Genomic DNA, 11139 nt, shown 5'->3' with positions numbered 1-11139 from the left:
CCCCGCCACTCCCAGCAGGAGCGGCGGGGGCCCGCCCGCGTTCCCGGCCGCTCAACTCCGGGCCGACGGGGCGTGCGTGCGCCGGAACCGGCCGGCGTAGAACAGCAGCGCCGCCTCCTCGTCGGCCGTGCTGGTGGAGGAGAGCACCTCGCCGAGGAACAGCGAGTGGTCCCCGGCGGTGTACGACTCCACGAGCTTGCACTCCAGCCACGCCAGCGCGCCGGTGAGCAGGGGCGCGCCGGTCAGCGGGCCGGGGTTCCAGTCGACGCCGTCGAACTGGGCGGGCCCCAGCGGGCGCAGCTTGTCGGCGAAGTGCCGGGCGGTCGCCTCCTGGTCCGCGCCCAGGATCGAGACGCCGAAGCTGCGGGAGCGGGTGAGGTGGCCGTGCATGACCGCCGTGTGCGCGATGCAGCAGTGCACCAGCGGAGGGTCGAGCGAGACCGAGCCGAAGGCGTTCGCCGTCATCGCGTGGAGGTGGGGTTCGCCGACGGACAGCACGACGACACCGGAGGCGAATCTGGACATCGTCTGCCGGAACGAGGCCGGTGCGGACCGCCCGCCGGATTCGGACACCGTCGCTCCCTTCTGTACGGCGGTACGCGGGTACGGCTGTACGGCTGTACGGCCGCTCAGTCGGACGTGAGCCTGCCGGGCAGCCGCTCCCCCACCTGGCTGCGGACGGCGAGGGCGGTCAGTTCCCGCACCCGGGCCGCCGTGACCGGGACCAGGGGCGTCTCGCGGAACCAGCGGTGCAGTTCCTCCTCGCGCGCCCCCCAGGGCGGCTGCCCCGGGAAGTACGGCCGGACGTAGACGGGTGTGCCCGGTTCGCTGCGCCAGCTGTCGGCCAGGGTGCCGAGGTCCACGGTGTCGTAGCCGAGGACGTCCAGCAGGTCCGCCACCTCGGCCTTGGCGGCCGGGTCGTCGCCGGCCAGGGGCAGCGCGCTGCGCCCGGGCGAGCCGGCGGGCCGGGCGGCGGTGAGCAGGCTCAGGAAGAAGAGGTTGTTGCACGCCTTGACCACGCGCGAGCCGGGCAGCCGGCGCTGCACCAGGGCGCTGGAGGTCAGCTCGCCCCGGACCAACGGAGCGATGCGGCCGTCGCGCTCGGGGTAGTAGTTCATGGTGTCGATCACGGTCTTGCCGGTCAGGGCGTCGGCGGGCAGGCGGTCGTGGGCGTGCAGCGGGACGGTCGCCACCACCACGTCACCGGCCCGGGCGGCCTCGGCGGGGGTGGCCGCCCGGGCTTGGTCCCCGAGGTCGGCGACGAGGCCGGTGAGGGTCTCGGGGCCGCGGGAGTTGCTCAGCACGACCTGGAGACCGGCGGCCACGGCGAGGCGGGCCAGCACGCCGCCGATCATGCCGCTGCCGATCAGCCCGAGCGTCTTCGTCACGGTACGGTCTCTCCGTTTCTGTGGAGGGGTGTCGGGTCGGGTGAGAAGGTCCGGTCGCGTCACACGAACGGGCTCACGGTGTTGTCCGCGCCCACCAGCGCGGCGCCGTAGACCTCCAGGTTGACCTGCGGGATGAGCATGCCGTGGCGCGCCGCGACGCTCGCGTCGCGCCAGATCCGCTGCAGCGGGCTGGCGTCGGCGAGACCGCTGGAGCCATGGGCGGTCATGAGGGTGTCCAGGGCGCGGCCGATGTGGCGTACGGCCACGGCGGCATCGGCGCGGTAGCGGGCGCGCAGGAGTTCGGCGGGGTACACCGCCTCGGCGGCGTGCCGGTCGAGGGCGTCGGCGGCGCGGTGGATGTGCAGGTCGGCGGTGTCGAGGGCGGTGGCGGCCTCGGCCACCTGGAGCTGGAAGGCCACGGAGTCGCGTTGCCGGGCGAAGCCGGTGAAGGCGATGCCCTTGTGCCCGGAGGCGTCGATGACGTGCTCCAGGGCGGCGCGGCCGAGGCCGAGTTGGGGACCGGCGACCATCAGGACCAGAGTGGGGACGATGGCGGTGCGGTAGGCGGGCGCGACGCTGTAGGTGACGTTCGAGCCCTGGACGAGCGGGCCGAGGCGCAGCACGCGGTGGTCGGGCACGAAGGCGTCCTCGATCACGTACCGGTTGCTGCCGGTCGACCGCATGCCGGCCATGTGCCACTCGTCCACGATCTCGTAGTCGCCGCGCGGTATCAGCATGGCCGCCGGGCCGTCCTCCAGCACGGTGGAGGCGATCACCCAGGAGGCGTGCCAGATGCCGGAGGCGTAGCTCCAGCCACCGCTGAGCCGGTAGCCGCCGGGCACCCGGCGGACCGGCCCGCTGGGCTTGAGGGTGCCACTGACCAGGGCGTCGGGGTTCTCGCCCCATATGTCGTCCTGCGCCTGTTCGGGAAAGAGGGCCACGCACCAGCTGTTGCCGTTCCACAGCGAGGTCAGCCAGCCCGCGCCGCCGTCGACGGCGGCCACGGCGGCGGCCATCTCCAGATGCGTGCGCAGCGACGCCTCGCCGCCGCCGTAGCGCTTGGGCGTGGCGATGCGGAACACGCCCGCGTCCCGCATCGCGGCCACGGTGTCGTCGGACAGCCGGCGCTCGGCGTCGGCGCGGGGGGCGGCCGCGGTCAGTCGGGGCGCCAGGGCGGCGATGGCGGTGAGTGCGTCGGAGCTCATGGCGAACCCCTTCCGGGTCGGGCCGCGTCCGCCGGGCGGAGCGACGGTTCGGGTGTCTCGTGGGTGACGGTCCTGTCGTGCGTCGGTGGCGGTCAGTGCGTGCCGTCGCCGCGTTCGACGGGGACGCCCACCAGGGAGCCGTACTCGCCCCAGGAGCCGTCGTAGTTCTGCACGGCGGGCCAGTCGAGCAGCTCGCTGAGGACGAACCAGGAGTGCGCCGAGCGCGCGCCCACCCAGCAGTAGGTGATGGTGGTGCGGGCCGGGTCCAGGCCGCCGTAGAGGTGTTCCAGTTCCTCCCGGGATTTGAAGGAACCGTCCTCGCGCAGTGCGCGGTCCCACTCCAGGTTGACCGCGCCGGGCACGTGGCCCGCCCGCTGCGCCACCTCGTGCGGGTTGTTGCCCGGCGCGAACGCCTCGCCGGCGAACCCGGGGGCGAAGATGCGGCCCGCGTACTCGTCCGGGGTGCGGACGTCGATCAGATTGCCGGTGCCGAGGGCGGCGAGCACGTCGTCCCGGGTGGCCCGGATCGAGGTGTCGGGTTTCTCGGCGTGGTAGGCGGTGGCCGGGCGGACCGTCTCGGCGGGAGTGAGCGGGCGGCCCTCGCGCTCCCACTTCTCCCGGCCGCCGTCGAGCAGTTTCACCGACCGGTGCCCGTAGAGCCGGAAGTACCACAGCGCCAGGGCCGCGAGGAGGCCCGAGTTCACCGAGTAGAGGACGACGGTGTCGTCGTTGCCGATGCCCTTGGCGCTCAGCAGCTTCTCGAACGCGCCGCGTTCCACGACTCCGAGCCGTAGGTCGTCCTGGAACTCCTCCCAGCCGATCCACACGGCACCGGGTACATGGCCGGCGCGGTAGGGGGCGGCGCTGTTGCCCGTCTCGACGAACACCGTTGCGGGGTCGCCGAGACAGGCGGCCGCCCACTCCCCGTCGACCAGGGCGGATGCACGAGCCATGAGGTGCGCTCCTTCGCGTTGGAGAAGCACGCGGCCGGCGGCGCCGGGGCGTGTCAGGCCACCGAGACCTCGGCGTCCGGGCCGGGGTCCGCGGCCACGGCCGTACGGCGGTCCCGGTGCCAGGCGAGCAGGCTCGCCAGGATGCCGAGGAAGGTGATGCCGGCGGCGACGGGGTAGATGCCGCGCAGCCCGAGGTCGGCGTCGATGATGCGGCCGCCGATCCAGGACGCGAACGCCGCCGCGAGCTGATAGGCGGAGGCGTTCACCGCGAGGGCCAGGGTGGGCGCCTGTGCGGCGGTGCCCAGCACCCGCGCCTGCATGCCGGGGACGATGGCGAAGCCCAGCGCGCCGAGCAGGAAGACCATGATCGCGGAACCGACGAGGCTGGAGCCGACCGCCCACATCGCGAGCACGGCCACGGTCAGCGCGGCGAGCAGCCCGACCAGGGCCGGCATCGGCGCCCGGTCGGAGAGCCGCCCGCCCAGCAGGTTGCCGCCGGTGGCGCCGACGCCGTAGACGAGCAGCAGGACGGGCACCGCGGAGTCGCTGAAACCGGAGACGTCCGTCAGCAGCGGCGCGAAGTAGGTGAAGACGATGAGCAGGCCCGCGTTGCCGACGACGGTGACCAGGATGGCCAACTGGACGGGGGTCTTGCGCAGCACCCGCAGTTCACCGAAGGCCGAGGTGGAGGTGCCGCCCGCGACGGCCGGCACGAACCGCATCACCATGAGCAGGCCGACGGCGCAGGTCACCGCGATGGCGACGAACGTCGCGCGCCAGCCGAGGCTGTTGCCGATGAAGGTGCCGAGCGGGGCACCGAGGATCATCGCGAGGTTCATGCCGAGGATCAGCTTCGAGACGGTGGAGGCCGCCTTCTCCGGCGGCACCGTCGAGGTGGCGATGACGATCGCGTTGGCGAAGAACGTCGAGGTCACCAGGGCGGTGACGACGCGTGCCGCGAACGCCACGCCGTAGACGGGCGCGAGCGCGGAGGCGAGGTTGCCGACGACGGCGATCACGAGCAGGGCGAGGATCAGCGGTTTGCGCTGGTACCGGGCGGTGAGCGCGGTGACCACCGGGCCGCCGAAGATCATGCCGATGGCGTACGCCGTGACGAGCAGACCGGCCGCCGGAATGGAGACGTCGAGGCCGTCGGCGACGTCCGGCAGGATGCCGGCGACCACGAACTCGCCGGTGGTGATGCCGAACACGCACAGCATCAGGGACAGGATACTGATGGGCATTTTCCCTCTCGCATCGAAATAGGGGGTGGTGCGCGGGCGCGCAGGGGGTGCGGGGGTCAGGGACGTCCGGCGTCGACCGTGGGCCGGCCGTCCTCGGTGCGGCTCTTGAGGAAGGCGTCCACGCCGTCGGGGCTGGACAGCACGGCCCATTGCGCCACCGGGTCGTGGAAGCCGCTGACGAACGCGTCGGCGATCCGGCGGTCCTCGGCCGCGTGGCCGAGCAGCCGCCGGACGTGCGGCGGGGGCGGCGCGAGGAAGGCGTTGGTCCACTCCACGACGTGGCGGGCGTGGTCCCACAGCCGCTCGGAGGCCGCGCGGCAGAAGTCGGGGTCGAGCGGGCCGGTCGCCGTGGCGATGAGCTCGGCGAGGGCGAACGCGGTGCGCGAGCCGAGGTTGGCGCCCTGGGCGGTGAGCGGGTCGTTGGTGATCCAGGCGTCCCCGATGGCCAGCGCGCCGGTGCCGTCGGCCAGCCGCGCCCAGCCCCGGCGGACCACCGGTGTGATCGCGCCCTGCGCCAGCTCGCCTGGGGCGATGAGCGCGAACCGGTCGATGTCGACGCGTGCGCGCAGACCGGGCGCGAACTCGGCCACCAGGCGCAGCACTTCCCGGTGGAAGCCGGCCGGGTCGGCGTCGGCGTCCAGGTGGGCGGGTGGCTCCAGCGGACCGCCCGGCACGGCCTCGAACGCCAGCACATGGGCCGGGCCGAGCCGGGACAGGAACGGTATCCGCAGGATCTCCCCGACGCCGGGCATGAAGTGGATGTCCAGGGTGTGCGGCGCGTCCTCCCGGATGCCGTGGTAGAAGCCGCTGCACAGGACGCGCTGCGGGGTGCTGTACGGCGAGCGGGCGGGGTCGGCCGGGAACAGCTCCCGCATCGACCGGTCGCCGTTGGCCACCACCACCAGGTCGTGCCGCCGGGCGACCTCCTCCACCGGCGCGTCCCCGGTCACGATCTCCCCGCCGCGCCGGCCGAACTCGGTGAGCAGGTGCGGCAGGTAGAGACGGAAGTCGACCACGCTGGACGGCGGGGTGAGCGCCGCGGTGAACTCCAGTGGCGCGCCCTCGCCGTGCAGGCTGACCGCCCACCGGTGCACCCGGGCTTCGTCGGACTGCCACGCGTGCACGCCGAGCGTCTCCTCGCGTTCCTGCGTGGGCCCGAACCGGGCCGGGAAGTTGCGCGGCCGTGCCGAGCCGAGCTGCTGGGCGGTCTGCGCCGAGTACAGCGTCGCGGGCACGCCGAGCTGCTGCAGACGCAGGGCCAGGTGCAGCCCGGAGATCCCGGAGCCGATGATGCCGATGCGGGTCATGCCGTCACCCGCCCGCTCTCCGCGCGGAGTTCGGCGGCCAGCCAGGCCACGCTCTCCACGGTGTACAGGGCGGCCTCCGGGGAGGCCAGCGCCGAGACGGGGATCAGCACGGGCAGGCGCAGGCCGGCGTCGGCGAGTTCGCCGATCCGGTCGAGCACCGTGCGCCGGCTGCCCACGATCGCCAGGTCGGTGACCAGCTCGTCCGGCACGACGGCCAGGGCCTCCTCGACCTCCTCGCGCGTCAGCCGGTGCGGCAGCAGCTCCGACAGCCCCTGGTAGCCGTCGCCGAACGGGTGCTCGACGCCGTACGCGCGCCACTGCGCCGCCCCGGCGTGCAGGGCCAGATAGCGGATCGCCCGGGCCGTGCACAGCTCCCGGGCCGCCTCGTCGGTCTCGGCCACCACGATCGGCACACCGCCCGCGGGGACGACCCGGTCCGGGTCCCGCCCCGCGGCGACGGCCGCCTCCCGGACGACGGCCAGCCTGCGCGCGTACGCGTCCGGCGTCATCAGGTCCGAGGGGAGCCAGCCGTCCCCGTACCGGCCGGCGAGCGCGGTCATCCGGGGTCCGCTGCCGCCGACCCAGATCTCCGGGACGCTCCCGTCGGGTGCGCGCAGGTCCATGACCGCCTGGTCGAGGGTGAAGAACTCGCCCCGGAAGTCGTAGGGCCCCTTGGAGTCGAAGAGCATCCGCAGGATCCGCAGCGCCTCCTCCACCCGGGCCGCCTTGCGGTCGGGGTGGATGCCGTAGGGCTGGAGGTTCTCCCGGGCACCGGCGCCGATGCCGAGGACCGGCGGGCGGTCGGTGAACTGGGCCAGGGTCAGCGCGGTCTGGGCGAGCACCGCGGGGTGCCTGCGGTGCGGATCGGTGACGCCGACCGCAAGCCTGACGGGACCGGCGTGCGACGCGAAGTTGCCGAGTACGGTGGCGAACTCCAGCGACAGGTCGGGGCTCGGCAGGGCCGCGGCCAGGTGGCCGAAGCCGGTGCCCCACGCCTGGCGCGGAAACACGTTGATCAAGTGGTCGAACACCAGGAACGTGTCCACGCCGGCCGTGCGCGCCAGCTCGAGCAGACCCCGCCCGCCCTCCACCGGTCCGACGGCGTCCCACGCCAGTCCCACCTTCATACCCGCTCCTCACAGCCAGTGCTTGCGCGATGAACTCGTCGGCGCCGCCGGGCAGCGGCCGCTGCCCGGGACCGGATGTGCGCTCAGATCACCTCGACCCGCTGCAGGTGGCGCGCGGTCGGGCCGGTGAACGCGTTGCGCCCGTGGATGAGCGAGAAGTTGTCCGCGATCAGGATGTCGCCGGCCTGCCAGTCGTGGGCGTAGCAGTACTCCGGGCGGTGCACGCGCTCGGCGAGCCCGGTGAGGAAGGCGTCTACGTCCGCCTCGCCGATGCCGTTCGCCTTCACGTACACCGGGTTCTTGTACGTCTCCGGCGCCAGCGGCTCGGCGAAGCGCAGGACCGGCAGCCCGGTGGCCGGGTGCTGGGTGACCAGCCGCTCGGTGACCTCGCCGCCGTAGTGCACGACCTTGTCGGTCGCGTACGTCAGGCTGATCCGGCTCCAGCGCTCGCGGGTCTCGTCGTCGGCGTCCCGGTAGACCCGTGAGGTGTCGCAGAAGACGGTCTCGCCGCCGACGCCCGGAGTGACGTCCAGGCACTGGAAGAAGAAGTAGCGCGGGTCGGCGTCGGCGAAGGCGCCGTCCCAGTGGAAGGGCACGTCGCCGCTGTCGAAGAGGTAGTTCTTCGGGTTCTCCTCGACGACGAGGTCGACCACCTCCCCCGCGTCCCACTTCAGGACCTCGCCCCAGCGGCGGCAGTAGTCGGCGAACTCCTGCTTGGCCAGTGACTGGAAGCCGCGCAGCACCAGGACCCGGGACTCCTCGGTCCAGCGGGCGAGCTTTTCGACCGGGATGTCCTCGATCCGGGCGCCGCCGCCGGCCGCCGTCACGACACGGCCGAAGGGGCGCAGCGGGGTGTGGGTCAGCTTGGTGGTCTCCGTGGAACCGCAGGGAAAGTCGCGGCCCGCGGACTGTGACACCGAAGAGGGCACGGGATTGCCTTTCTAGGAGGTGAGCGCGGAGCGGGGTTCGACGAAGTGGCTGGGGCGGCCGCCCCGCCAGACGAGGGAGGCGTCGAGTTTCTCCGCGTCCCATTTCTTGACCAGCGACAGCGAGGTGCCGTCGTCGAGGACGACGCCGTGCCAGGGCGTCAGCCAGGCGTCCTGGGCCCGCAGCAGGCGCACGCCGATCTTCCGGGAGTGCGGGGACTGCGGATGGATCGACAGCCGGACGGCCCGGGGAAAGCGTTCGGCCACCACGCCGCTCCAGGCATTGCTGCGGCTGATGGTCCGGTACGCCCGCTCCTTGGACTCGTTGCGCAGCGCCGTCCGCGACATCGTGTCGCCGCCCACGCCCACGGCGTCCTCGAACATGAAGCGGTGGATTCCGTTGAAGAGCGCCCGGGTGCCGCTGTCGGTACGCACGCTTTCCTTCAACTCGTCGAGGGGCGGCGCGTAGTGGTCCTCGAGCACCTTGCGCAGGGTCGGGTAGTCGGCGCCGCCGAAGGCGTCGTCGAGGCCGTACAGGTCCAGCGACGGCCAGTTGGCCCGCTCGATCATCCGTGCCAGGTGGGTGCGGTAGGCGGTGACCACCTCGTCGCTCACGCCGACCACGTCACCGAAGACGTGACCGTCCGAGCAGATCGTGATCCGCGCGCCCGAGGCGTGGTAGTGGCTTATGTAGTCGCACAGCGCCTGGAGGGACGCCAGCCCCAGGTACTCGCCCAGGTCGGGCAGGTCCCCCAGCACCTTGGTGCGGTTGGGCGACTTGGCCGGGAACGCCGGCAGGACCAGGTGGATCGGCTGCGCCCGGCGGATGAAGTAGTCCAGTTTGGCGCGGTGTTCCTCCAGGCAGGCCGGGCAGGGCGCGGAAACGCACTCCTGATCACCGGCGTCCTTTCCGACCGATGCCAGCCAGGTTCGCTGGGACCGGTACAGCAGTTTCACGATCTTGTCCGATAACTCCGTACAGCCGGCCTCTGTCAGGCTAGTACTCACTTTTACTCCCCCGTGGAACACAGACGTGGACATGGAATGGGCTGATGACGCACCGACCATGCCGAACTCGAGACGCCGCACACACCTCACCGATCTTCGGGATTCAGGTGGTGCGACCTGACGAGAGAAAGCGCCTGGCGCTGAAATCGGGAATTCCCGCTGCCGATCTCTGCTTCGGCTTCGTTCATCCCCAAGGCGCTGCCAGGTTTACACAGCCCCGAGCGGGGCCGCAATAGCCGACCGATTAGATACGAACGCCGATCCATAGAGGGAAGGTTATGGATCAGGTCAGGGCAGAAGTTCGGGGATGGGGCGGGGGTCGGGGGCCGGGGTCCAGCCCTCGGCGCAGTGGCGGTAGGTCCAGCGGGGGCCGCGCCGCACGAGGGCGGCCAGGGCTCCCAGGAACCGTTCGACGTGCTCGGCGGTGGTACCGAGGCCGACACTGGCCCGCAGGGCGCCGTCCGGGCCGCCCGCCAGACGGTGCACCGCCTGGTGGGCGCAGAAGGCGCCGTGGCGGATGCCGACGCCGTGCTCGGCGGCCAGCGCGGTGGCGATCAGCTGCTGGTCGGCCGGTTCTCCGGAGCGGTCCAGGACGGTGAACGACACGACACCGATCCTCGGATGGTCCGAACCCCACATCCCGAGCAGCCGCACACCGGGTATCCCGGACAGGCCACGCCGCAACCGGCCCGCCAGGGCCCGCTCGTGGGCCGTGATCGCGTCCCAGCCCGCGCCCGCCAGAGTCTCGCAGGCGATGGCCAGCGCATGCGCACCCACCACGTTCGGCGACCCCGCCTCATGCCGGTGCGGCAGATCCGCCCAGGTCACGGCCTCCTTGCCCGCCTCTACGGCCACGAGTGCGCTCGCCCCGCCCCCGGCCAGGTAGGGCTCGGCCCGGGCGAGCCAGTCGGCCGCCCCCACCAGGGCGCCGGCGCCGAACGGGGCGTACAGCTTGTGCCCGGACAGCGCCACCCAGTCCACGTCCAGCGCGGTCATGTCCAGGGGCCGGTGCGGCACCAACTGGGCGGCGTCGAGCACCACCCGTGCGCCGTGCCGGCGGGCCACCCCGGCCAGTCCGGCCACCGGCCACACCTCACCGGTGACGTTGGAGACGCTGGTGATCACCACCAGCCGGGGCCCCTTCGGCGCGCCGGCCAGTGCCTGGTCGAGCAGGCGCAGCGCCTCCTCCGGCCGCTTCGGCCAGCCGAGCCGCCGCACCCGGGCCTCGCCCCAGGGCAGCAGCGCCGCGTGATGGTCGGTCGGGAACCGGAACACGGTGGTGTCCGGCGGCACCGCGCGCGCCAGGAGGTTCAGCGCGTCGGTGGTGTTGCGGGTGAACAGCACGGTGGCACCGGGCGGCGCGCCCACGAAGGTCCGCACCGAGTCCCGGGCCCGCTCGTAGACCCGGGTGGAGACCTGGGAGGGGAAACCGGAACCCCGGTGCACGCTGCTGTACCACGGCAGCAGCCGGTTCACGCCCCGCTGGACGGCGGTGAGGCAGGGCGCGCTCGCCGCGTGGTCGAGGTTGGCCGGTGACACCCGTCGTCCGTCGACCAGCGGCACCAGGAGATCCGCGCCCACGACAGCAGGAATGCGGTTGATTCCGGCGGGCGCAAATGACTCCATCAGCATACGGACCCTCCATTGCCATTTACCTGCGCGGCCACGGGAATGGGTGAGCTGGGACGGGCGGGGGGACCGCATCGCGGCGATGCCCGGCCGAATCCCGACCGGGCTGCACCAGAATCAGCTATTCCGACCCGTCCCGGCCTGCGGATCGATCAGGGGTCCGATCCGGGGAGGTGTCGTCGCGCGGAGGCCCTAATTCCAGGCAGAACAGACCGAAAACGGATGGTTGACCCACTCGGCCGCACGCTAGAGTGGGGGTTCATGGTGTCATTTGAGGAATCTTCCGGTCAATGCCTCATCGATTAGGCATCGGTGCACGGCAATAGATCAAAGATTATCCATACGGGGGGAG

General features: G+C 72.3%; 10 protein-coding genes. All 10 read right to left on the bottom strand.

Annotation, left to right across the window (positions count from 1 at the left end):
• Nucleotides 1–51: 51 nt before the first annotated feature.
• Entirely contained in the window at nt 52–573 is a 522-nt protein-coding gene (locus ACZ404_RS11035; RefSeq protein ID WP_468438270.1) for a flavin reductase family protein, read from the bottom strand.
• A gap of 56 nt (nt 574–629) precedes the next feature.
• On the bottom strand, nt 630–1388 hold the full coding sequence (locus ACZ404_RS11030; protein WP_468438266.1) for an NADPH-dependent F420 reductase: 759 nt from the start codon (nt 1386–1388) through the stop codon (nt 630–632).
• Nucleotides 1389–1447: 59 nt separating this feature from the next.
• Entirely contained in the window at nt 1448–2593 is a 1146-nt protein-coding gene (locus tag ACZ404_RS11025) for an acyl-CoA dehydrogenase family protein (RefSeq protein WP_468438264.1), read from the bottom strand.
• Between the two features lie 92 nt (nt 2594–2685).
• Nucleotides 2686–3546 (bottom strand): sulfurtransferase, encoded by an 861-nt coding sequence (locus ACZ404_RS11020; protein ID WP_468438262.1) that lies wholly within the window; start codon nt 3544–3546, stop codon nt 2686–2688.
• A gap of 53 nt (nt 3547–3599) precedes the next feature.
• Nucleotides 3600–4790: an MFS transporter gene (locus ACZ404_RS11015; protein WP_468438260.1), complete on the bottom strand. Its 1191-nt coding sequence runs from the start codon at nt 4788–4790 to the stop codon at nt 3600–3602.
• A 56-nt stretch (nt 4791–4846) separates the two neighbouring features.
• Entirely contained in the window at nt 4847–6097 is a 1251-nt protein-coding gene (locus ACZ404_RS11010) for a styrene monooxygenase/indole monooxygenase family protein (protein ID WP_468438257.1), read from the bottom strand.
• Complete coding sequence (locus ACZ404_RS11005) at nt 6094–7224, bottom strand: LLM class flavin-dependent oxidoreductase (protein WP_468438255.1); 1131 nt, start codon at nt 7222–7224, stop codon at nt 6094–6096. The genes ACZ404_RS11010 and ACZ404_RS11005 overlap by 4 nt, the downstream gene beginning before the upstream one ends.
• Nucleotides 7225–7307: 83 nt before the next feature.
• Nucleotides 7308–8153 (bottom strand): TauD/TfdA dioxygenase family protein, encoded by an 846-nt coding sequence (locus ACZ404_RS11000; RefSeq protein WP_468438253.1) that lies wholly within the window; start codon nt 8151–8153, stop codon nt 7308–7310.
• 12 nt (nt 8154–8165) lie between these two features.
• A complete protein-coding gene (locus ACZ404_RS10995; RefSeq protein ID WP_468438251.1) occupies nt 8166–9107 on the bottom strand; it encodes an L-tyrosine/L-tryptophan isonitrile synthase family protein in 942 nt (313 codons plus the stop codon).
• A 339-nt stretch (nt 9108–9446) separates the two neighbouring features.
• Nucleotides 9447–10790, bottom strand: coding sequence for an aminotransferase class V-fold PLP-dependent enzyme (locus ACZ404_RS10990; RefSeq protein ID WP_468438249.1), 1344 nt, complete (start codon nt 10788–10790; stop codon nt 9447–9449).
• Nucleotides 10791–11139: the final 349 nt, after the last annotated feature.

The organism is Streptomyces sp. NPDC030798, from assembly GCF_055572275.1.
Note: the sequence above shows the minus strand (reverse complement) of the source record. Positions and strands in the feature narration are given on the sequence as shown.

Coding starts and splice junctions, on each gene's coding strand:
- ACZ404_RS11020 (WP_468438262.1), bottom strand. CDS start 3,546: ATGGCTCGTGCATCCGCCCTGGTCGACGGGGAGTGGGCGGCCGCCTGT.
- ACZ404_RS10990 (WP_468438249.1), bottom strand. CDS start 10,790: ATGCTGATGGAGTCATTTGCGCCCGCCGGAATCAACCGCATTCCTGCT.
- ACZ404_RS11010 (WP_468438257.1), bottom strand. CDS start 6,097: ATGACCCGCATCGGCATCATCGGCTCCGGGATCTCCGGGCTGCACCTG.
- ACZ404_RS11005 (WP_468438255.1), bottom strand. CDS start 7,224: ATGAAGGTGGGACTGGCGTGGGACGCCGTCGGACCGGTGGAGGGCGGG.
- ACZ404_RS11015 (WP_468438260.1), bottom strand. CDS start 4,790: ATGCCCATCAGTATCCTGTCCCTGATGCTGTGCGTGTTCGGCATCACC.
- ACZ404_RS11025 (WP_468438264.1), bottom strand. CDS start 2,593: ATGAGCTCCGACGCACTCACCGCCATCGCCGCCCTGGCGCCCCGACTG.